Annotated in this window: 16 protein-coding genes, 1 tRNA gene and 1 pseudogene; 8 read left to right on the top strand and 10 right to left on the bottom strand. The window is 69.1% G+C overall.

All coding sequences use genetic code 11. The features are described from left to right. Nucleotides 1-52 precede the first annotated feature (52 nt). The 5 genes and pseudogenes from H4N64_RS30715 to H4N64_RS30695 all read left to right on the top strand — a co-directional run bounded on the left by H4N64_RS30715 (nt 53) and on the right by H4N64_RS30695 (nt 6,593). On the top strand, nt 53-586 hold the full coding sequence (locus H4N64_RS30715; RefSeq protein WP_186285697.1) for a response regulator: 534 nt from the start codon (nt 53-55) through the stop codon (nt 584-586). 56 nt (nt 587-642) lie between these two features. Continuing rightward, a complete protein-coding gene (pepN, locus tag H4N64_RS30710) occupies nt 643-3,138 on the top strand; it encodes an aminopeptidase N (RefSeq protein WP_186285696.1) in 2,496 nt (831 codons plus the stop codon). An 87-nt stretch (nt 3,139-3,225) separates the two neighbouring features. Beyond that, nucleotides 3,226-3,625: pseudogene (locus H4N64_RS46220) on the top strand (aspartate aminotransferase family protein); the annotation flags it as partial. A 164-nt stretch (nt 3,626-3,789) separates the two neighbouring features. Continuing rightward, nucleotides 3,790-5,187 carry a pyridoxal phosphate-dependent decarboxylase family protein gene (locus H4N64_RS30700; protein WP_186285725.1) on the top strand — a complete coding sequence of 466 codons (1,398 nt, stop codon included), beginning with the start codon at nt 3,790-3,792 and terminating at the stop codon, nt 5,185-5,187. Next, complete coding sequence (locus H4N64_RS30695) at nt 5,184-6,593, top strand: lysine N(6)-hydroxylase/L-ornithine N(5)-oxygenase family protein (protein WP_186285695.1); 1,410 nt, start codon at nt 5,184-5,186, stop codon at nt 6,591-6,593. The genes H4N64_RS30700 and H4N64_RS30695 overlap by 4 nt, the downstream gene beginning before the upstream one ends. An 18-nt stretch (nt 6,594-6,611) precedes the next feature. Here H4N64_RS30695 and H4N64_RS30690 read toward each other — a convergent pair whose 3' ends face one another. Beyond that, nucleotides 6,612-8,417: a bifunctional metallophosphatase/5'-nucleotidase gene (locus tag H4N64_RS30690; protein WP_186285694.1), complete on the bottom strand. Its 1,806-nt coding sequence runs from the start codon at nt 8,415-8,417 to the stop codon at nt 6,612-6,614. Nucleotides 8,418-8,599: 182 nt separating this feature from the next. Here H4N64_RS30690 and H4N64_RS30685 point away from each other — a divergent pair, with 182 nt between their 5' ends. Both H4N64_RS30685 and pyk read left to right on the top strand, forming a co-directional pair. Then, nucleotides 8,600-9,292, top strand: coding sequence for an SIMPL domain-containing protein (locus tag H4N64_RS30685; RefSeq protein ID WP_186285693.1), 693 nt, complete (start codon nt 8,600-8,602; stop codon nt 9,290-9,292). Between the two features lie 136 nt (nt 9,293-9,428). Further along, on the top strand, nt 9,429-10,865 hold the full coding sequence (gene pyk, locus H4N64_RS30680; RefSeq protein WP_186285692.1) for a pyruvate kinase: 1,437 nt from the start codon (nt 9,429-9,431) through the stop codon (nt 10,863-10,865). Nucleotides 10,866-11,039: 174 nt separating this feature from the next. On the opposite strand, the gene H4N64_RS30675 is transcribed toward pyk, so the two are convergent. Continuing rightward, nucleotides 11,040-11,114: transfer RNA gene (locus H4N64_RS30675), tRNA-Leu, on the bottom strand. Nucleotides 11,115-11,214: 100 nt separating this feature from the next. Between H4N64_RS30675 and H4N64_RS30670 the strand changes: the two genes are divergently transcribed. Beyond that, nucleotides 11,215-11,871 (top strand): response regulator, encoded by a 657-nt coding sequence (locus H4N64_RS30670; RefSeq protein WP_186285691.1) that lies wholly within the window; start codon nt 11,215-11,217, stop codon nt 11,869-11,871. 66 nt (nt 11,872-11,937) lie between these two features. Here the strand turns inward: H4N64_RS30670 and H4N64_RS30665 are convergent, their stop codons facing one another. The 8 genes from H4N64_RS30665 to H4N64_RS30630 all read right to left on the bottom strand — a co-directional run bounded on the left by H4N64_RS30665 (nt 11,938) and on the right by H4N64_RS30630 (nt 21,547). Continuing rightward, a complete protein-coding gene (locus H4N64_RS30665; RefSeq protein WP_186285690.1) occupies nt 11,938-12,654 on the bottom strand; it encodes an ATP-binding cassette domain-containing protein in 717 nt (238 codons plus the stop codon). Further along, complete coding sequence (locus H4N64_RS30660) at nt 12,651-13,526, bottom strand: ABC transporter ATP-binding protein (protein ID WP_186285689.1); 876 nt, start codon at nt 13,524-13,526, stop codon at nt 12,651-12,653. The genes H4N64_RS30665 and H4N64_RS30660 overlap by 4 nt, the downstream gene beginning before the upstream one ends. A 6-nt stretch (nt 13,527-13,532) precedes the next feature. Continuing rightward, nucleotides 13,533-15,338, bottom strand: a complete 1,806-nt coding sequence (locus H4N64_RS30655; RefSeq protein ID WP_186285688.1) for an ABC transporter permease subunit — start codon at nt 15,336-15,338, stop codon at nt 13,533-13,535. A 4-nt stretch (nt 15,339-15,342) separates the two neighbouring features. Further along, entirely contained in the window at nt 15,343-16,272 is a 930-nt protein-coding gene (locus H4N64_RS30650; protein ID WP_186285687.1) for an ABC transporter permease subunit, read from the bottom strand. A 150-nt stretch (nt 16,273-16,422) separates the two neighbouring features. Further along, the gene (locus tag H4N64_RS30645; RefSeq protein WP_186285686.1) at nt 16,423-17,652 is read right to left on the bottom strand and encodes a branched-chain amino acid ABC transporter substrate-binding protein; all 1,230 of its coding nucleotides are present in this window, start codon (nt 17,650-17,652) and stop codon (nt 16,423-16,425) included. Nucleotides 17,653-17,879: 227 nt separating this feature from the next. Continuing rightward, a complete protein-coding gene (locus H4N64_RS30640) occupies nt 17,880-18,554 on the bottom strand; it encodes a hypothetical protein (RefSeq protein WP_186285685.1) in 675 nt (224 codons plus the stop codon). Between the two features lie 164 nt (nt 18,555-18,718). Then, nucleotides 18,719-19,207, bottom strand: a complete 489-nt coding sequence (locus tag H4N64_RS30635) for a PaaI family thioesterase (protein WP_186285684.1) — start codon at nt 19,205-19,207, stop codon at nt 18,719-18,721. Between the two features lie 60 nt (nt 19,208-19,267). Continuing rightward, nucleotides 19,268-21,547, bottom strand: coding sequence for an FdhF/YdeP family oxidoreductase (locus H4N64_RS30630; protein WP_186285683.1), 2,280 nt, complete (start codon nt 21,545-21,547; stop codon nt 19,268-19,270). Nucleotides 21,548-21,611: the final 64 nt, after the last annotated feature.

Genomic DNA, 21,611 nt, shown 5'->3' with positions numbered 1-21,611 from the left:
GTCAGCATCACAGACATAAGCTGGTTGTCCCATGCGGGAGGGACGTCGGGCCATGCCGTCGGATGCCAAGATCCTCATCGTCGACGACCATGAGGACACGCTGTACGCGCTGGAGAGCGCCCTCGCCCCCCTGGGCTACCGGCTCAGCCGCGCCACCACCGGCGACGAAGCGCTCAAGCAGGTGCTGCGCGGGCAGGTCGGGCTCCTTCTGCTCGATGTGCGCATGCCCGGCGTCAGCGGTCTGGACGTGGTGCGCTACATGCGCCGCCTGGAACAGACCCAGCACATTCCGGTCATTTTACTGACCGGCTTCGGTCAGGATCAGGAACTGACCTCGGCCGCCTTCGGGTTGGGCGTGGCCGACCTCGTGATGAAACCCATCGACCCCTGGGCGTTGCGCACCAAGGTCCGCTACCTCTACGACGCCCACCGCCGCCACCGCGCCCTGGAGCAGGAGGTCCGCGAACTGCGCGCCCTGGTCAAGGGCCAGACGGAGCCCGACGAGCCCGTCCTGCCCCACCCCGACGCCCAGGTCCCGCCGCAGCGCGACCCCTCCGGCGCCCGACCGGCGCAGGACCGGACATAGGCCGCGTACCGATCCGCCTCTGTGACTTGTCAGTGCCATCAGGCAGCATGTCCTGCATGTCCGTACTGACGCGCGACGAAGCGCAGACCCGTGCCCAGCTCCTCGACGTCCGCCGCTACACGATCGAACTCGATCTGACCACCGGGGACGAGACCTTCGACTCCCTGACCGTCATCCGGTTCGTCACGCGCGCGGACGCGGACACCTTCGTCGAGGTCAAGCCTGCGGAACTGCGCTCGGTCACGCTCGACGGACAGCCCCTCGACCCGGAGACCCTGGACGGCAACCGGCTGCCCCTGAAGAACCTCACCGCCGGAGAGCACGAACTGCGCGTCGACGCGGCCATGCGCTACTCGCGCACCGGCGAGGGCATGCACCGCTTCACGGACCCCACCGACGGCGAGGCGTACGTCTACACCCAGCTGTTCATGGACGACGTGCAGCGCGTCTTCGCCGCCTTCGACCAGCCCGACCTCAAGTCCGTCTTCGAGCTCTCCGTCAAGGCCCCCGAGGGCTGGACCGTGCTCGCCAACGGCGTCACCGAGCACACCGACGGCGTCTGGAAGGCCGCGCCTACCCCGCTGATCTCCACCTACCTCGTCGCCGTCGCCGCGGGACCCTGGCACTCGGTCACCACCGAACACCGCGGACTGCCCTTCGGCATCCACTGCCGCCGCTCCCTCGCCCCCTACCTGGACGCGGACGCCGACGAGCTCTTCGAGATCACCAAGCAGTGCTACGACCGCTACCACGAGAAGTTCGACGAGCCCTACCCCTTCGACTCCTACGACCAGGCGTTCGTCCCCGAGTTCAACGCCGGCGCCATGGAGAACCCGGGCCTCGTCACCTTCCGTGACGAGTTCGTCTACCGCTCCGCCGTCACCGACACCGAGCGGCAGACCCGCGCCATGGTCATCGCCCACGAGATGGCCCACATGTGGTTCGGCGACCTCGTCACCCTGCGCTGGTGGGACGACATCTGGCTGAACGAGTCCTTCGCCGAGTACATGGGCTACCACACCCTCACCGAGGCGACCCGCTTCACCGACACCTGGACCGACTTCGGAGTCGTCCGCAAGGGCTGGGGCTACGACGCCGACCAGCGCCCCTCCACCCACCCCGTCGCCCCCGAGGCCGTCGACGACACCGCCTCCGCGCTGCTCAACTTCGACGGCATCTCCTACGCCAAGGGCGCCTCCGCACTGCGCCAGCTGGTCGCCTGGCTCGGCGAGAAGGACTTCCTCGCCGGTATCAACACCCACTTCAAGCGGCACAAGTTCGCCAACGCCACCCTCGCGGACTTCATCGACTCCCTCGCCGCCCACACCGACCGCGATGTGCACGCCTGGGCCGACTCCTGGCTGCGCACCACCGGCGTCGACACCCTCACCCCGCGCGTGACGCCCGGCGACGACGGCACGTACACCTTGCAGGTCGAGCGCACCGGCAGCCGCCCGCACCACATCGCCGTCGGCCTCTACGACCTCGACGTCGCCGACGAGGGCCGCCATCTGGTCCTGCGCGAGCGCCTCGCCCTCGACGTCCCGCAGACCGAGCCGCGGCCCATCGGCAAGCGCCCCACCCTGCTCCTGCTCAACGACGGCGACCTCTCCTACGCCAAGGTCCGCTTCGACGCCGAGTCCTTCGAGGGCGTGCGTACGGCCCTGTCCGGGCTGCCCGAGCCGCTGACCCGCGCGGTGGTGTGGAACGCCCTCAGGGACGCCGTCCGCGACGGCGAACTCCCGGCCGCCGCCTACCTGGAGACGGCCCGTACGCATCTCCCGCACGAGACGGACCTGGCCCTGGTCCAAGGTGTCCTCGGCTTTGCCGCCGCGCAGGTCGCCGACCGCTACCTCGCCCCCGAGGAGCGCCCCGCCGCCCTGGCCACCCTCTCCTCCCTGTGCCGCGACCTCATCCGCCGCACCGAGGACGGCGACCACCCCGGCCTGCGCCTGATCGCCGTACGCCACGCCATCGACGTCGCCGCGCACCCCGACACGATCGCCGCCTGGCTCGCCGACGGCACCGTGCCCGGCGGACCCGAGCTCGACCCCGAACTGCGCTGGCGGATCCTGTCCCGGCTCGCGGTCCTCGGCGCCACCGACGAGGCCGCCATCGCCGCCGAGCTGGAGCGCGACCCGAGCGCCACCGGACGGGAGGGCGCGGCCCGCTGCCGTGCGGCCCTGCCGGACGCGGAGGCCAAGGCACGCGCGTGGGACGCGATGTTCGCCACGGACGACCTCTCCAACTACCTCTTCACCGCCACGGCCCAGGGCTTCTGGCAGCCCGAACAGGCCGATCTCGTACGGCAGTACGTGCCGCGCTTCTACGAGGACGCGGTCGCCGTCGCCGCCCGGCGGGGCCCGGCCATCGCGGACGTCGTGGGCCGGTGGGCGTTCCCGGTGTACGCGGTGGACGAGGAGACCCTGGGCCTGGGCGAGACCTGTCTGAGCGAAGCGGATCCGATCCCGGCACTGCGGCGCAAGCTGGTGGACCAACTGGACGACCTGGGGAGGGCGTTGCGGGTGAGGCAGGGGGTACGGCAGGCCTGACGGCCCGCGGACGGAAGTACCCTCTTTCGGGTTCCGAACCCCGGGCTTTTCGGACACGACGCCTCATCGGCGTACAAGCTGGAAGCCATGAGCACGTCGTCTCCAGCATCGGGCCCAGAAGGCCCCCAAGCCCTGGGCCCGTTGCTCGACACGGTCCTCGACGCACTGACCGACGGCACCAGGGCACGCGGCGGCCCGCTGCCGTCGGGAGGCCCGGAGGCGGTGGCGGCGAGGGTCCGGGAGGCGCTGGGCGAGGCACTGCCGGAGGAGGGCACCCCGGACGCCCTGTACACCCTGGTCCGGGCCCTGGCAGAGGGCGCCTCGGACCCCGCGCACCCCCTGTGCGCGGCCCACCTCCACTGCCCACCCCTGGCGGTAGCAACGGCAGCCGACCTGGCGGCAAGCACCCTGAACCCCTCCCTGGACTCCTGGGACCAGGCCCCGGCGGCCTCGGAACTGGAAGCCCTGGTAACCCGAGCCCTCACCAAGCTGACCACAACCGCCAACGCCCCGGCCCCCGCCCAGGGCGCCGTCACCCCGGCCCCCGCCCAGGGCGCGGGCGCCGATGCTCTGGCCCCGGCCGCCGGCGCCGTGGCTCCCGCCGCAGCTGCGGGCGCCGATGCTCTGGTCCCCGCCCCGGCCGCCGGCGCCATGGCTCCCGCCCGGGCCGTGGGCGCCGACGCTTTGGCCCCCGTCCCGGCCGCCGACACCCCGGCCCCCGCCGCAGCCGCGGGCGACGCTCTGGCTCCAGCCCCAGCCGCCGACGCCATGGCTCCCGCCCGGGCCGCGGGCGCCGATGCTCTGGCCCCCGCCCCGGCGGCGGACACCCCGGCTCCCGCCCAGGCCGCGGCCGATGGTCCCGCCCAAGCCGCGGGCGCTGGCACCCCGGATCCCGCCCAGGGCGCGGGCGCCGATGCTCTGGCTCCCGCCCCGGCCGCCGGCACCCCGGCCCCCGCCGCAGCCGCGGGCGCCAAGAGGTCCGCGGCCACCGTTCCGGTCGCGGGCAGTTGCGCCGTTGGGGCGGTGCCCGGCCCAACGGCAAGCGGCGCCCCGCATGCGCGGGCGAGTGGCTCCCGCGCCACGGCAGCCCCAATCCACGGCACTCCACCAGACGCCCTCGTCACCACCGGCGGCACCGAATCCAACCAGCTCGCCCTCCTCCTCGCCCGCGAAGCTCACCCCGGCGCCCGCCTGATCCACGGTGCCAACGCCCACCACTCCCTCTCCCGTGCCGCCTGGCTCCTCGGGCTCCCCGACCCCGTCGTCGTACCCGCCCCCGCCGGCATCCTCGATCCCGTCGCCCTCGACGAGGCCCTCACCCGCCTCCCCGGCCCCCACCTCGTAGCCGCGACCGCCGGCACCACAGACGCGGGCCTCATCGACCCGCTCGCCGAGATCGCCCGCATCACCGCCGCACACCACGCCCGCCTCCACATCGACGCGGCCTACGGCGGCGGTCTTCTCTTCAGCGACCGGCACCGCCACAAGCTCGCCGGCCTCGACGCCGCCGCGACCGTCACCCTCGATCTGCACAAGCTCGGCTGGCAGCCCGTAGCCGCAGGACTCCTGGTCGTCAGGGACCCCCACGACCTCACCGCCCTGCACCAGCACGCCGACTACCTCAACGCCGACGACGACACCGAGGCCGGCCTCCCCGACCTCCTCGCCCGCTCCCTGCGCACCACCCGCCGCCCCGACATCCTCAAGATCGCGGTCACCCTCAAGACCCTCGGACGCAAGGGGATGGGGCGACTGGTCGACCAAGTCTGCGAACAGGCAAGCGAGTTCGCCGACCTCGTCGACAAGCACCCCGGCTTCGAGCTCTACGACCGCCCCACCATCAGCACGGTCGTCTTCCGCCCCACCAAAGCCACCGACGACACCGTCGCCGCCGTACGCCGAAAGCTCCTCACCGAAGGCCGCGCCGTCATCGGCCGCGCCCGGCTGGACGGCCGACTGTGGCTGAAGGTCACCCTCCTCAACCCCCACACCCGCCAAGACGACCTGGCCGCCCTCCTGAACCTCGTGGAAGGAACCACCCCCCGATGAGCCCCACCCCCGACACCCCCCGCGACCTGGTCGGCATCGGCATCGGCCCGTTCAACCTCTCCCTCGCCGCCCTCGCCCAACCGCTCGCCGAACTCGACACGGTCTTCTACGACCAGCGCCCCGCCTTCGCCTGGCACTCGGGCCTGCTGATCGAGGGCGCCACCATCCAGGTCCCCTTCCTCGCCGACCTGGTGACCCTCGTCGACCCCGCGAGCCCCTGGTCGTTCCTCAACTACCTCAGAAGCCGCGACCGGCTCTTCCCCTTCTACTTCGCCGAGCGCTTCCACATCCAGCGCGCCGAGTACGACGCCTACTGCCGCTGGGTGTCGGAGAACCTCCTCGCGCTCCACTTCGGCCACCAGGTCGACGCCGTGCGCTTCAACCCCGAACGGGACGTGTTCGAGGTCGACTTCACCCAGCTCGACGCCGAAGGAGAGGCAGAGGCACTGGGCCGTACGTACACCCGGAACGTCGTCCTCGGCATCGGCACCGAGCCGTACGTCCCCGACCCGCTGCGGCCCCTCGTCGAGGCCCCGGGCGTACCGGTGTTCCACGCCGCCGACTACCTGACCCACCGCGCGGAACTGCTGGCCGCCGAGCACGTCACCGTCGTCGGCTCGGGACAGTCGGGCGCCGAGATCTTCCTCGACCTGCTCCGCGCCCGCCCCGCCGGCCGCGAGAGGCTGCACTGGATCGGCCGTACCGAGGCCTTCGCCCCCATGGAGTACTCCAAGCTCGGCCTGGAGCACTTCACCCCCGACCACACCCGCTACTTCCACGCCCTCGCCGAACCCGTCCGCGACCGGCTCGTCACCTCGCAGTGGCAGCTCCACAGGGGCATCGACAGCGGCACCCTCGCCGCCATCCACGACGAGCTCTACCGCCGTACGCTGGACGGCGGTTGGCCGGACACCGTGCTCACCCCGGGCGTGCGCGTCCGCACCGCCGGCCGGGTCGCGACCGCCCGGGTCGAACTCCACCTGGAACACATCGAGCAGAACACCCGCGACCGCCTCACCACCGACGCCGTCGTCCTCGCCACCGGCTACCGCGAACGCCCCCTCGACCGCGTCCTCGCCGGTCTCGACCCCTACCTGCGCCGCGACAACAGCGAACGCCCGCGCGTGGACGAGCGGTTCCGGCTCGTGCTCGACCCCTCCGTCACCGGCTCGGGCTGCAATGTCTACGTCCAGAACGCCGAACGCCACACCCACGGCGTCGGCACCCCCGACCTCGGCCTCGCCGCCTGGCGCAGCGCGACCATCCTCAACTCCGTGACGGAGAAGGAGCCCTACCCCCTTCCCGCCCGCACCGCCTTCACCACCTTCGGCCTGGAAACACGGCAGCCCCAGATCCCACCCGCGCGCCGCCCGAAGGCACTGACACCGCTCATGGACGGGATCTGAGGCTCGATCAACAACGACTCAGAAGACCGGCGTGCCGTCCCGCGTCAGCTTCCAGTCCACCGAGGCGAACTCCTTCGGGTCCAGCACACCCTTCGCGGTGACCCATTCGGCGATCCGGGTGCGGATCTCGATCGACTCCGACCACAGCTCCTGCGCCGAGGCGACATGCGGGAACGCGCCGCCGCCGTTGGCACGGTAGTTGTTCACCGCGAACACGAACTGCTGCGCGTCGTCCAGCGCGGCACCGTTGTAGGTCAGGTTCTTGATCCGCGAACCCGCCGCCTGGGCGATGTCGATGTCGTACGACAGACCCGACACGTAGTCGTAGTTGTAGTCCGGGCGGCCGCCCGCGTTCGTCAGCTTCTCCACGTCCACGGCCGCACCGGCCGCCGTCTGCACGAAGTACCCCGCCGAATACTCCAGGTACGCCTTGAGCTGCGCGCCCGTCATCAACTTGGCGACCAGCGTGTTGTCGTAGACGTACAGGCTCGACAGATCCCGGATGGTCACATTGCCCGCCGGGATCTCCGAGGTCCGGGAGAACGGCGAGGCCTGCGCGATCACCGGCAGCGAGGCGTACTCGGTGCCCGCCAGCGCCGCCTTGACCACGTCCTCCTGGACCTTGGTGATCAGGTCGATGATCGGGGCGTCCTTGTAGCGGGCGTCCACCGTCGTCAGCGTCTCGGTGGCGGTGCCGACGACCTGGTTGACGTACGCCACCACGAGGTCGTGCTCGTCCTGGAGCAGCTTGGTGATCTCCGGGTCGTCGGCGACCGTCTTGGAGTCACGCACCGTCGCCGCGACCGACTCGACGGTCCAGCGGCCCTTGGCGAAGACCAGCTCGATGTCGAACAGCGACAGCCGCTCCGCGTAGGCCAGCGGCTCGGACAGGATCACCGTCTTGCCGGTCTGCTCGTTCGTCACCTTCAACTCGGCGATCTCCGTGTGCGCGTGGCCCACCAGGATCGCGTCGATGCCCGGCACCTTCTGCGCGACGAGCGCCGAGGAGTTCTCGATGTACGGCAGCTGGTCACCGTAGGAGGAAGTGCCGGAGGAGCCCGAGTGCGCCGATACGACGACCACGTCCGCGCCCATCGAGCGCAGCTTCGGCACCCACTTCGCCGCCTGCTCCTCCAGGCCGGGGAAGGTCATCTTGCCCTGCACATAGGCCTTGTCCCAGATCGCGATGCCGGGGTTGGTGAGACCGAGGACCGCGACCTTGACCGGCGGCACGCCCTCCACATGGAACTTCTTGATGAAGTAGGGCGGGAAGGCCGGCTTCAGCGTCTTCGCGTCCAGCGCGTTCGCGCCGAGCAGCGGGAAGTCGCACTGCTCCTCGAACTTGCGCAGCGTCTCGATGCCGTAGTTGAACTCGTGGTTGCCGAGCGCCACCGCGTCGTATCCGATGGCGTTCATGGCCTGCGCCATGGGGTGGACGGGCCCGCCGGGGGCCGTGATCGGGTCGACCTTGGCGTAGTAGTACGTCAGAGGCGTACCCTGGATCGTGTCGCCGGCGTCGATCAGCAGCGTGTTACGGCGGCCCTTCTCCGCGCGGACCTGGTCGACGAGCGTCGAGATACGGGCGAGGCCCTTCGCGTTGCCCTTGGCGTCGGTGTACTCCGCGTCCTTGAAGTAGTCCCAGTTGAAGATGTTGCCGTGCAGATCGGTCGTGCCCATCACCGTCAGGGAGTACCGCTTGGCGGGCCTCGGGCCCTTCGTCGCCTCGGCGGCTTCGGCCGCGGGAGCCGCCGCCGCGCCGGCCAGCGCGACCCCCGCTCCGGTCACGGCCGACTTCTTCAGGAACTTCCGACGGTTCAGGGGCATGTCTCGGTTCTCCTCGGGATGGTCAATGACGCGCGTAGATCCCGGACATGAAGACGGACCGACGCGCGTAGATTCTGTCCCGGACATGGCGACCGGCAATAGGCCCCGCAGGTTGCGATCTGATGTCCAAAGCTGTGAGTTGGCGGATCCACAACCCGTCAAGGAGTGACAGAGTGGGGCGTATGACCACGCCCGCCGTCCCCTACGGCACCCCCGACGCCCCACGCATCGCCGTCCGTGGCGAGGCCCACCTCGAAGTCGACCCCGAGATCGGCCGGATCGGCATCACGGTCGCCTCCCGAGGCAAGGACCGACGCTCCGCCCTCGAAGACCTCACCCGGCGCAACGCCACCGCCCTCGACCTGATCAAGTCGTACGGCGAGGCGGTGGAACGGCTGGAGACCGGCGCCTTCTCCGTGCGGCCCGAACTCACCAAGCACGGACGCGGCGAGCGTGTGCGCACCTACCACGGCACCGTCCATCTCACCGCCGAACTCACCGACTTCACCGCTCTCGGTGAACTCACCACACGCCTGGCCGACTTGGAGCTCACCCGCGTCGACGGCCCCTGGTGGGACCTGCGCCCCGACTCGCCCGCCCACCGCCGGGCCCGCGAGCAGGCCGTCAGCGAGGCGGTCCAGCGGGCCCGCGAGTACGCCGAGGCGCTGGGCACCTCACTGGCGGCCCTGGTGGAGATCGCCGACATCGGCGCCGAGGACGGCGGCCCCCGCCCGATGGCGGCGGGCCGCATGCGCTCCATGGCCTTCGCCGAGGCCGCCGAGGACACCGTGGCCGCCCTCGATCTCGAACCCCAGCGCCAGCAGGTCTACGCCCAGGTGAATGCGCGATTCACCATGAGGCCGCCGCAGTTGTAGTGCAAGTCTCCGAATTTCGCTCATCGGAGCGACCGGCCGCACAATTCAACACTTGTCAATAGCCCTTCACGCAAAGGTTGTTGAGTAGTCATGCAGGGCCAATTCGCTACCCGTCGGTAAGGCCTAGGCTCGAAACATGCGCCGAGCGAAAATCGTCTGCACCCTGGGCCCCGCCACCGACTCGTACGACCAGATCAAGGAACTGGTCGACGCCGGAATGGACGTAGCCCGATTCAACCTCAGCCACGGCAGCTACGCCGAACACGAGGAGCGCTACCAGCGCGTACGAAAGGCCTCCGACGAGACCGGCCACAGCGTCGGCCTGCTCGCCGACCTTCAAGGCCCGAAGATCCGCCTCGGCCGCTTCACCGAAGGACCCGTACTCCTTGAACGTGGCGACTCCTTCACCATCACCGTGGAAGAGGGCGCCGACGGCGACCGCGAGCAGTGCGGCACCACCTACGCGGGCCTCGCCGGCGATGTCACCCCGGGCGAGCGCATCCTCGTCGACGACGGCAAGGTCTGCCTGGAGGTCACGGCCGTCGACGGCCCCCGCGTCCGCACCACGGTGGTCGAGGGCGGCATGGTCTCCGACAACAAGGGCCTGAACCTGCCGGGCGTAGCCGTCTCCGTCCCCGCTCTCTCCGAGAAGGACGAGGCCGACCTCCGCTGGGCGTTGCGGACCGGCTTCGACGTGATCGCCCTGTCCTTCGTGCGCAGCGGCCGGGACATCGAGGACGTCCACCGGATCATGGACGAGGAGGGCCGCCGACTCCCTGTCATCGCCAAGGTGGAGAAGCCACAGGCCGTAGAGGCCATCGACGACATCGTGGCCGCCTTCGACGGCATCATGGTCGCGCGAGGGGACCTCGGCGTGGAGATGCCGCTGGAACAGGTCCCGATCGTCCAGAAGCGCGCGATCAAGCTGGCGAAGCGCAACGCCAAGCCGGTGATTGTGGCGACGCAGATGCTGGACTCGATGATCGACAATTCCCGTCCGACGAGGGCGGAGGCGTCGGACGTGGCGAACGCGGTGATCGATGGCACGGACGCGGTGATGCTGTCCGGCGAGACGAGCGTCGGCAAATACGCGATCGAGACGGTCAGGACGATGGCGAAGATTGTCGAGGCGGCGGAGGAGGACCTCCTCGCGAAGGGCCTCCCGCCCCTGACGGAACGCAACAAGCCGAGGACGCAGGGCGGAGCGGTCGCCCGTGCGGCAGCGGAAATGGGCGACTTCCTGGGAGCCAAGTTCCTGGTCGCCTTCACCCAGTCCGGCGACACGGCCCGCCGCCTCTCCCGCTACCGCTCCCCGATCCCCCTGCTGGCGTTCACCCCGGAGCCGGCCACCCGCTCGCAGCTGAACCTGACGTGGGGTGTGGAGACGTTCCTGGGCCCGCATGTGGAGTCCACGGACGCGATGGTCGACCAGGTGGATGAGCTGCTCCTGAAGTACGGGCGCTGCCAGAAGGGCGACACGGTGGTCATCACGGCGGGCTCGCCTCCGGGGGTGTCGGGCTCGACGAACATGGTGCGGGTGCATCACATCGGGGAGGACGACAGTCCCAAGTAGAAGGCGGAGGGCCCCTCTTCAGTCCTTGAGGTCCCTGCTTCTGAAGGGTGTAGACGCCGATACCGGGACGGACCTTCCCGGTCTACGCGCAAACGTCCGCGGGTCAAAAAAGCGGATGTTCACGAGAACGGGAACATCCGCTTATGGGTGGCAACCTTGGAATCGAAGGAAAAGTGCCCCGGGTGGGATTCGAACCCACACTGTATGCTGTTTGAGAGCATCGCCTGCTGCCGATTGGGCTACCGGGGCTCATGAATCGAAGGTTCACCTCGACCCGCTGCCCGTCCACCATACCGTAGCTAGGTAGGCTCTTGGGAGCAGCACCCCTGCCCCTGAACGAGGAGCCCCCGTGACCGCCCCCGAGTCGCCCCAGCCCGTAGACGCGCCCGACGACGACAAGTCGCACGTGCCTCCGCTGACGACCCGTGTCGTCATCGCCGAGGACGAGGCGTTGATTCGGCTCGACCTCAAAGAGATGCTCGAAGAAGAGGGCTACTCCGTCGTCGGTGAGGCGGGCGATGGCGAGCAGGCCATCGAGCTGGCCCGGGAGCACCGGCCCGACCTCGTCATCCTCGATGTGAAGATGCCGAAGCTCGACGGCATCTCGGCCGCCGAGAAGATCGCCGAGGAGAGCATCGCCCCGGTTCTCATGCTCACCGCGTTCTCGCAGCGCGATCTGGTGGAGCGGGCTCGGGACGCCGGAGCGATGGCGTACCTCGTCAAGCCGTTCAGCAAGAGCGATGTCGTGCCCGCGATCGAGATGGCCGTCTCGCGGTTCACCGAGCTGAGGGAGCTGGAGAAGGAGGTCGCCGACCTCACCCAGCGCCTGGAGACCCGCAAGCTCGTCGACCGCGCCAAGTCGATCCTTCAGACCGTGTACGGCCTGACCGAGCCGGCCGCCTTCCGGTGGATCCAGAAGACCTCGATGGACCGGCGGATGTCCATGCAGCAGGTCGCCGAGGCCGTCATCCAGGACGCCGAGGAGAAGAAGGCCGCCAAGGGCTGAGCCCTTCAGCCGGTATGACGAAGGCCCGCACCCCCGGCTGGGGGCGCGGGCCTTCGTCATAGGGGATCAGTCCTCGCCGAGGTAGGCCTTGCGGACCGACTCGTCGTGCAGCAGGTCCTGGCCGGTGCCCGACAGGACGATGTTGCCGACCTCCATGACGTGGCCCTGGTCGGCGAGCGAGAGCGCCGCCTGGGCGTTCTGCTCGACCAGCAGGATCGTCGTGCCCTGCGACTTCAGCTCGGCGATCGTCGCCATGATCTTCTGCATCATGATCGGCGACAGACCCATGGAGGGCTCGTCGAGCATCAGCAGCTTCGGCTGGGACATCAGGGCGCGGCCCATCGCCAGCATCTGCTGCTCACCGCCGGAGAGGGTGCCGGCCGCCTGGTTGCGGCGCTCTCCGAGGATGGGGAACAGGTCGTACGCCTTCTGGATGTCCTTCGCGATGCCCTCCTTGTCGTTCCGGAGGAACGCGCCGAGCTGGAGGTTCTCGAAGATGGTCAGGCGCGGGAAGATGTGCCGGCCCTCGGGGGAGTGGGCCAGGCCCAGCGCGACGATCTTGTGGGCGGGGACGCCGGTGAGCGGCTTGCCCTCGAACAGGATCTTCCCGGAGGTGGGCTTCAGCAGACCCGACAGGGTGCGCAGGGTCGTGGTCTTGCCGGCGCCGTTGGTGCCGATCAGGGTCACGACCTGGCCGGCCTCGACGCTGAAGGAGATGCCCTTGACGGCCTCGATCTTGCCGTAGGCGACCCTGAGGTCCTCGACCTCTAGCAGTGCGGTCACTGGGACTCTCCCTTGGTGCTGGTGGTGCTCCGCTCCTCGGCCGCGGCGTTGGTGGACCCGGCCTCGGCGGCCGCGACCTCGGCGGCCTCCGCCTCGCCGGGCTCGCCCTCGAAGGGCTCACCGAGATAGGCGGCGATGACCCGCTCGTCGGCCTGGACGACCTCGGAGGTGCCCTCGACGAGCTTCTCGCCCTGGACCAGGACGGCGACGCGGTCGCAGAGGTTGAAGACGAAGCGCATGTCGTGCTCGATGAGGAGGACGGCGATGCCCTTGTCGCGGATGGCGAAGACCAGGTCCTCCGTCGCCCGCGTCTCCTGCGGGTTCATACCGGCCGTCGGCTCGTCGAGGAGCAGCAGGCCGGGGTCGGAGGCGAGGGCGCGCGCGATTTCCAGCTTGCGCTGCTCGCCGTAGGGGAGGTTGCGGGCGAGGTGGTCGCGCTTGTGGGCGAGGCCGATGAACTCCAGGAGTTCCATGGCCCGTTCCTCGCTGGCCTTCTCCGCCTTCTTGAAGCCGGGTCCGCGCAGCAGTGCCGACCACAGGCCTTCCTTGGTGCGCGTGTGACGGCCGACGAGGACGTTCTCCAGCACCGTCATGTTGGCGAACAGCCGGATGTTCTGGAAGGTACGGGCGATGCCCGCCTTGGTCACCAGGTGCGGCTTGGGCGGCAGCACCGTGCCCTTGTAGGAGACCGTGCCCTCGGTGGGGATGTACAGGCCCGTCAGGCAGTTGAAGAAGGTCGTCTTGCCGGCGCCGTTGGGGCCGATCAGGCCGACGATCTCGCCGGCGTTGACCGTGAAGTCGACCGAGCGGACGGCGGTCAGGCCACCGAAGCGCATGGTGACGTCGCGGGCTTCGAGTACAGGTGTCGTCATGGTTCGTTACGCCCCTGCCTTGGTGACGGCCGGTTCGTCGGTCAGCGTCGCTTGTTCTGGTACGTCGAGTTGGCCGGTCTCGTGGAATTCGAGCTGGCGGCGGCGGTTGGCGATGATGCCCTCCGGGCGGAAGCGCATCAGCAGCACCAGCGCGATACCGAAGGCCAGCAGCGACTTGTCCTGGAGGAAGTTCAGCTTCTCCGGGAGCAGGTACAGCAGCGCCGCACCGAGCAGCGGACCCGCGACCGTGCCCATGCCGCCGAGGACGACGGCCGCCAGGAGGAACGCCGAGTTGGGCGGCGTGGAACCGGCGAACTGGTACGGCGTCGGCACGACGGAGTAGGTCACGTGGGCGCTGACCGTGCCGGCCAGACCCGCGAGGGCCGCGCCGAGCGCGAAGGCGACGAGCTTGACCCTGAAGCCGTTGATGCCCATGGCGGTGGCGGCGGTCTCGTCCTCCCGGATGGCGATCCAGGATCGGCCGATGCGGGAGTCCGCGGCACGCGTGTAGACGAGGACCACGATGGCCATGATCAGGACCATCAGCAGGTAGTAGTTGGCGAACCGGCCGAGGGTGAAGCCGCCGATGTCGTGCGACTCGCCCAGGTTGAACCCGAAGAAGCTCAGGTCCGGGATGGACGGGATGCCGTTGGGGCCGTTGGTGATGTCCGGACCCGAGTCGCCGTCCATGTTGTTCACGGCGATACGGAAGATCTCACCGAAGCCCAGGGTGACGATGGCGAGGTAGTCGCCGCGCAGTCGCAGGGTCGGGGCACCGATGAGCACACCGAACAGCAGCGAGGCGGCGGCGCCGGTCAGTGCCGAGGCCCAGAACGGGAACTGCACACCGGAGAACCGGGAGAACTCGGAGCCCGAGACCAGCGCGGCGGTGTAGGCGCCGACGCCGAGGAAGGCGACGTAACCGAGGTCCAGCAGGCCGGCGAGGCCGACGACGATGTTCAGACCGAGGGCGACCGTACCGAAGATCAGGATGTTCACGCCGATGTTGGCGTAGTGGTCGTCGGTCTGGGTGAAGGGGAACGCGATCGCGGCGACGAAGCCCATGGCCAGCGTGAAGCTGCGGTTGTGGGCGACGATCCGGGAGAAACGGTCCATCAGGCCCGCGGTGTGCAGGGCCCACAGGGAGAAGGCGATCAGGATCAGGTAGCCGATGAACAGCTCGCCGTATTCCGTGTCGATGCCGTACGTGAAGACGGCCAGGCCGATCGCGGTGACGATTGTGATGATCGCCCTCTCGACCCAGGGCGCGAGCGCCTTCGGGGCGGGGATGCGGTCGGGCTTGGCGACGTACGCCTTCAGGTTCTCCTTGGTGTCCTCCCCGAGCTGCTCGGGCAGGGCGAGGGCGCCGAGCACGGGCAGCAGGGAGGCGATGGCCGCGATCCAGCCGCCGGGCTCCAGGTTGACCACACCGCCGAGTTCCGTGCAGATGGCGATGACGGTGAACCAGGTGGTGGCGAAGCCGCCGAGCGCGGTGAGTGCCAGCGGGGCGTTGTTCCCGGCGGGCAGCAGCCAGCCGAGGCCGCGGATGCCGTACGAGGACAGCGCGAACAGGGCGGTGAGCGCACCGGCGATGAAGGTCAGCCACTGCAGGCCGCCCGGGTAGCCGGTGATGGTGAGGTCGCCGGGGAACTCGTCGGTCCAGGTCCAGGCGAGGAAGGCGGAGGCGGCGGTGGCTATACCGCCGGCCAGCAGGAGCGCGCGGGCCGCGGCGAGCGGCAGCGCGATCAGACCGCGGGCGGCCGGGGTGGGGGCGGCCGGCGTGTCAGGGGTGGTCTTCTCGATCTCGGTCACGTGATCACGCCCTGTCCGCGACGCGCTCGCCGAGCAGACCCTGTGGCCTGACCAGGAGTACGAGGATGAGGAGGCAGAAGGCCCAGACGTTGGCCCAGCTCTGACCGCCGAGCTGCTGCATGCCGGGGATCTCGTCGATGTAGGCGGAGGCCAGGGTCTCGGCGATGCCGAGGACCAGACCACCGAGCATGGCGCCGTAGATGTTGCCGATGCCGCCGAGGACGGCCGCGGTGAAGGCCTTGAGGCCCATCAGGAAGCCCATGCGGTAGTCGATGTTGCCGTACTTCAGGCCGTAGGCGACCGCGGCGACGGCGGCGAAGAAGCCACCGATCGCGAAGGCGATCACGATGATGCGGTTGGTGTCGATGCCCATCAGCTGGGCGGTGTCCGGGTCCTGCGCGGTGGCCTGCATGGCGCGGCCGGTACGGCTCTTGCGGACGAAGTACGCCAGCGCCGCCATGCACACGATCGCGGAGAGGATCAGGAAGATGTCGGCGTCCTTGATGGTGATGGAGCCGATGTCATGCGTGGTGTCCAGGCCCGGGAAGGCGATGGCGCGGTCGGCGCCGGGGTAGAAGTTGCGGACGACTTCCTGGAGAGCCAGGGAGAGGCCGATCGCGGTGATGAGTGGCGCCAGTCGTGGTGCTCCGCGCAGTGGTCGGTAGGCGAACCGCTCCGCGCCGACGGCGATGAGGATGGCCACGAGGCCACCGCCTATCAGCATCAGCGGGACGGCGACGGCCATCGAGGTGCCGTCGGGAAGGATGTAGAAGTAGACCGTGAAGGCGCCGAAGGCCCCGGTCATGAAGATTTCGCCGTGCGCGAAGTTGATGAGCTGGACGATGCCGTACACCATCGTGTAGCCGATGGCGATCAGCCCGTACATCGAGCCTAGAAGCAGCCCGTTGGCCAGCTGCTGCGGCAGGGTGTTCACCGCATGGCCTCCATGTCGCTGGATGTCTTGTGCACTGGTCGCGTGCAAGGTCGTGGGTGCACTGAACGTGTGCAGGGTCTGGGTGTGAGAACGGGCCGCGCGGTCGGGGTCCCCGCCCGCGCGGCCCGCGTTGCTGGTGGGCTGCCTGGGTCAGCCGAGGTCGGCGGTGCCGGTCTTCACAGCCTTCCACGCACCCTTTTCGACCTGGTAAACCGTCAGCTGCTTGTTGGTGGTGTCGCCGTACTCGTCGAACGCGACCTTGCCGCTGAGGCCCTCGAAGTCCGACTTCTGGACCTCTTCGACGACCTTGGCACGCAGGTCGTTGATGTCGCTCGGGACCTTGCCGTCGTTGGCGTCCACGACCGCCTTCACAGCCTTGATGATGGCGGTGGTGGCGTCGTAGGAGTAGGCACCGTAGGCGCCGTAGTCACCCTTGTAGCCCTTGGCCTTGTAGGTCTCGATGAACGACTTCGCGGCGGGCAGGGTGTCCGCGGGGACGCCGATCGCGGTGGCGAGGTCGCCCTCGGTGGCCGCGCCGCCGGCCTCGATGTAGGTGGTGGCGAACATGCCGTCACCGCCGAACAGCGGGATGTTGGCGCCGCCGTCCTTCATCTGCTTGGTGAGCAGCGCCGACTCGTCGTACTGGCCGCCGTAGTAGAGCAGGTCGGCCTTGGAGTTCTTGATCTTGGTGACCAGTGAGCCGAAGTCCTTGTCACCGGTGTTGACGTGGTCGGTCTGGACGACCTTGCCGCCGAGCTTCTTGAACTGCTCGCTGAAGATCTTCGCCAGACCGGCGCCGTAGGTCTGCTTGTCGTCGACGACGAAGACGCTCTTCTTCTTGAGGCCGTTGTAGGCGTAGTCGGCGGCGAAGCTGCCCTGGAGCTCGTCGGTGGTGGCGGTGCGGAAGTATGTGTCGTACGGCCGCTTCTTCGACGTCTGCCAGTCCTTGCCCTGGGTGAGCTCGGGGTTGGTGTTGGACGGCGAGATCTGGACCATCTTGGCCGAGGCGAAGACCTGCTGCATCGTCTGGGCGACGCCGGAGTTCAGCGGGCCGACGGCGCCGACGGCGGTCTTGTCGCCGGTGATCGCCGTGGCGTTCGACTGGCCGGTGGCGGGCTGCGCCTTGTCGTCGTAGGCCTTCAGCTTGAAGGTCACGCCCGGGACGAGCTTGTTCTTGTTGGCGTCGTCGACGGCGATCTGGGCGCCGTACTGGATGCCGAGGCCGGTGGTGGAGTTCTCACCGGACAGCGGGGCGTCCACGCCGATGGTCAGGGTGGTGGTGTCTCCGTCGCTGTTGTCGCTGCCGCCGTTGTCGTCTCGGGAGCCGCAGGCGGTGAGCGTCAGAGCTCCGGTCGCGAGGACGGAGGTAAGTATCACCAAGGAACGTCGCACAATCAGTCCTTTCCGCAGTCACGCCCGTCCCGGGTAGGGACGGCGGGTGCCGCGCTGGTACCGAACTCCCGATGGAGCGGTGACTGGCCGTGACTCTAAGCCCGGTATGTGCGGATGAGCATCGTCGTGAGCTTCCTTGTGACTTTCTTGTTATGACGTGGTGGAGGGCAGGCCTCGCCTGAGGGCGCTCTCAGCCGTTTTGGCAGAATTTCCACTCAGTCCGCATTCTGAGAACTTGCACTTCCGATTGGCCGTGGGCCCGGTCCAGGGGGTATGGGGTCGCAGGCCTCGTGAAGAAGATCGGAAAGGTCCCGCGAGAATGCGCCACCGAAGATGAAGCTGTGGCGCTGTATTGCGTGGGTGTTACGCAGCGTTACGTCGAGATAGTGAAATCCCGCATCCAGGGGCAGTTCCGAACAGTCGGATACGGAAATCTCCACCGTGATGCGCCGAGTTGCGCCACCCGGGACGGTGAACTCGGGACGAGGGGTGCTCTGGGCACGGAGCCCGTCGAAGGCGGCCCCGGTGACCCGCAAGGTGACGTCAGGCCCCCGGAGCACCGATACGGCGAATCGGTAACTTCCCCTGGTGGTGGGGGAGTTGGGGTGCTCGGCGAGGCCGAGGTAGTCCCATCTGGTGACGTCGGCAGGCCAGGCGGAGAGGTCGAGGGGTTCGCGGGTCTCGGGGTCGTCGGGGGCGAGAAGGAGGGCTCCGACGGCGGTGAGGAGCGCGAGACCCGCGGCGACGGCGCTCTTCCGCGCGCGGGGAGGGAGCGCGCCCCATCGCTGAGCGACCCGGTCGGTGAGGCGCGGTGCATCGGCCCCGATGACCTCGAAACTCCCGTCAGCATCAGGGGCGTTGACGGGCTCGACGGGGCCGGTGCCGGTCATGAGGGAACGGTACCGCGGAAGCCGGGGACGGTCGCCGCTGAATGGCCGGCACAGCTGGGGCAGCCGCGCCGCTGGGGAGGCGCCCGCCGCCAAAGCGGCGGCACCCTGTCAGCGACGGGCCGCGCCTCCCACCTCCCGCTCAGCCCCAGTGCGCGGTCAGTCGATCAGCCGGCGGCACCCACATGCGCCCCGTCCCCCGGCCGCACATCCCGAAGCAGGCAGGTCAGCCGCGCCGTACACACCCGCTTGTCGTCCTCGTCACTGATCACGATCTCGTACGTCGCCGTAGAGCGCCCCCGGTGCACCGGTGTAGCAACCCCGGTCACCAATCCCGACCGCACCCCCCGATGGTGCGTGCAGTTGAGATCGACACCCACGGCGATCTTCGAAGACCCCCCGTGCAACATCGACCCCACAGACCCCAGCGTCTCCGCCAGCACCGCGGACGCACCCCCGTGCAGCAACCCGTACGGCTGCGTGTTCCCCTCCACCGGCATCGTCCCGACTACCCGCTCCGCCGACGCCTCCAGGATCTGCACCCCCATCCGCGTCCCCAGATGCCCCGCCGAGAACAGCGCCGGCAGATCCACCCCGAGCGCGGCGTACTCGTCTATGACCTCTTGCGGGAACCTCACCTGCTGCTGCTCGCCCATGGGGCCAGACTCCGTTCGTCGTCGATCCGGTCCAGCGTTCGCCGGCACCTGAGCAAACGCTCAGTCGGTCGCCGATTGTTCCAGACGCACGACGACGGACTTGCTGGCCGGGGTGTTACTGGTGTCCGCCGTGGCGTCCAGCGGCACCAGCACATTGGTCTCGGGGTAGTACGCCGCCGCACACCCCCGAGCCGTCGGATAGAGCACGACCCGGAACCCGGGAGCCCTCCGCTCGACCCCGTCCTTCCACTCACTGACCAGATCGACGTACGACCCGTCCGCGACCCCGAGCCCCCGCGCGTCCTCGGGGTTCACCAGCACCACCCGCCGACCGTTCCTGATCCCCCGATAACGGTCGTCGAGGCCGTAGATCGTGGTGTTGTACTGGTCGTGCGACCGCAGCGTCTGCAACAGCAGCCGCCCCTCGGGCAGCTCCGGATACTCCACCGGCGCCGCCGTGAAGTTCGCCTTGCCCGTCGCCGTCGGGAACCGCCGCTCGTCACGCGGAGCGTGCGGCAGGGCGAACCCGCCGGGACGCGCCACGCGCGCGTTGAAGTCCTCGAAACCGGGGATCACCCGCGCGATGCGATCACGGATCGTCGCGTAGTCCTTCTCGAACTCCTCCCACGGCACCCGGCTGTCCGAGCCGAGCACCCGACGCGCCAGCCTGCACACGATCGCCGGCTCCGACAGCAACTGCGCACTCGCCGGTTCCAGCCGCCCGCGCGAGGCGTGCACCATGCCCATGGAGTCCTCGACGGTCACGAACTGCTCGCCACTGCCCTGAAGATCGCGCTCGGTCCGCCCCAGCGTCGGCAGGATCAGCGCCCGCGCACCCGTGACCGCGTGCGAACGGTTCAGTTTGGTCGACACATGCACCGTCAGCCGCGCCCGCCGCATCGCCGCCTCGGTCACCTCCGTGTCGGGCGACGCCGACACGAAGTTGCCGCCCATCGCGAAGAACACCTTCGCCTTGTCGTCCCGCATCGCGCGGATGGCCCGTACGACGTCATAGCCGTGCTCGCGCGGCGGCGCGAACCCGAACTCCTTCTCCAGGGCGTCCAGGAAGGCCGGGGCGGGCCGCTCGAAGATGCCCATCGTGCGGTCGCCCTGCACATTGGAGTGCCCGCGCACCGGGCACACGCCCGCGCCCGGGCGCCCGATGTTGCCGCGCAGAAGCAGGAAGTTGACCACCTCGCGGATGGTCGGCACGGAGTGCTTGTGCTGGGTCAGGCCCATCGCCCAGCAGACGATCGTCCGCTCGGAGGCGAGGATCATGCCGAGGGCCCGCTCGATCTCCTCCTGGGACAGCCCGGTCGCGGTGAGCGTCTCGTCCCAGTCGGCGGCGCGCGCGGCGGCCGCGAACTCCTCGTACCCGTGAGTGTGTTCGCGGACGAACTCCTCGTCGACCGCGCCCTCACTCTCCAGGATCAGCTTGTTGAGCAGCCGGAACAGCGCCTGGTCGCCGCCGATGCGGATCTGCAGGAACAGATCGGTGAGCGCGGCGCCCTTGAGCATGCCCTGCGGGGTCTGCGGGTTCTTGAACCGCTCCAGACCGGCCTCGGGCAGCGGGTTGACGCTGATCACCTTGGCGCCGTTCGCCTTGGCCTTCTCCAGCGCGGAGAGCATCCGGGGGTGGTTCGTGCCCGGGTTCTGTCCGGCCACGATGATCAGATCGGCCTTGTAGAGGTCCTCCAGCAGCACGCTGCCCTTGCCGATGCCGATGGTCTCGTTCAGCGCGGAACCCGACGACTCATGGCACATGTTCGAGCAGTCCGGCAGATTGTTGGTGCCGAACTCGCGGGCGAACAGCTGGTAGAGGAACGCCGCCTCGTTGCTGGTCCGCCCGGAGGTGTAGAAGAGGGCCTCGTCGGGGGAGCCGAGGGCCGCCAGCTCCTCGGCGACGATGTCGAAGGCGCGCTCCCAGGTGACCGGCTCGTAGTGGTCGCCGCCCTCGGGGAGATACATGGGGTGGGTCAGCCGTCCCTGCTGTCCCAGCCAGTAGCCGCTGCGGGTCGCCAGGTCGGCGACGGAGTGCGCGGCGAAGAACTCCGGGGTCACCCGGCGCAGGGTGGCCTCCTCGGCGACCGCCTTCGCGCCGTTCTCACAGAACTCCGCGGTGTGCCGGTGCTCCGGCTCCGGCCAGGCGCAGCCCGGGCAGTCGAACCCGTCCTTCTGATTGACCCGCAGCAGCGTCAGCGCGGTCCGCTTCACGCCCATCTGCTGCTGGGCGACGCGCAGGGTGTGCCCGATGGCGGGCAGCCCCGCCGCCGCGTGCTTCGGCTCGGCGACCTGCGGCGCGTCCTGAACCGGATCACCCTTGGGCGGCTTCGTCGCCATCGCACGCTCTCCTTACGACTGCGTATGTGAGGTACGTCTCCGATCCTCGCACGTGTCACCGACA

Source organism: Streptomyces cupreus (assembly GCF_014257025.1).
Taxonomy (GTDB): Bacteria; Actinomycetota; Actinomycetes; order Streptomycetales; family Streptomycetaceae; genus Streptomyces; species Streptomyces cupreus.
The sequence above is the reverse complement of the archived record's forward strand: the minus strand, read 5'-3'. Positions and strand labels throughout refer to the sequence as shown.

Bases quoted from the DNA above. Each gene is read 5' to 3' on its own strand.
- H4N64_RS30715 (WP_186285697.1), top strand. From the start codon at position 53: ATGCCGTCGGATGCCAAGATCCTCATCGTCGACGACCATGAGGACACG.
- pyk (WP_186285692.1), top strand. From the start codon at position 9,429: ATGCGCCGAGCGAAAATCGTCTGCACCCTGGGCCCCGCCACCGACTCG.
- H4N64_RS30635 (WP_186285684.1), bottom strand. From the start codon at position 19,207: ATGGGCGAGCAGCAGCAGGTGAGGTTCCCGCAAGAGGTCATAGACGAG.
- H4N64_RS30700 (WP_186285725.1), top strand. From the start codon at position 3,790: ATGGCTCCCGCCCGGGCCGTGGGCGCCGACGCTTTGGCCCCCGTCCCG.
- H4N64_RS30640 (WP_186285685.1), bottom strand. From the start codon at position 18,554: ATGACCGGCACCGGCCCCGTCGAGCCCGTCAACGCCCCTGATGCTGAC.
- H4N64_RS30685 (WP_186285693.1), top strand. From the start codon at position 8,600: ATGACCACGCCCGCCGTCCCCTACGGCACCCCCGACGCCCCACGCATC.
- H4N64_RS30695 (WP_186285695.1), top strand. From the start codon at position 5,184: ATGAGCCCCACCCCCGACACCCCCCGCGACCTGGTCGGCATCGGCATC.
- H4N64_RS30630 (WP_186285683.1), bottom strand. From the start codon at position 21,547: ATGGCGACGAAGCCGCCCAAGGGTGATCCGGTTCAGGACGCGCCGCAG.
- H4N64_RS30690 (WP_186285694.1), bottom strand. From the start codon at position 8,417: ATGCCCCTGAACCGTCGGAAGTTCCTGAAGAAGTCGGCCGTGACCGGA.
- pepN (WP_186285696.1), top strand. From the start codon at position 643: ATGTCCGTACTGACGCGCGACGAAGCGCAGACCCGTGCCCAGCTCCTC.
- H4N64_RS30660 (WP_186285689.1), bottom strand. From the start codon at position 13,526: ATGACGACACCTGTACTCGAAGCCCGCGACGTCACCATGCGCTTCGGT.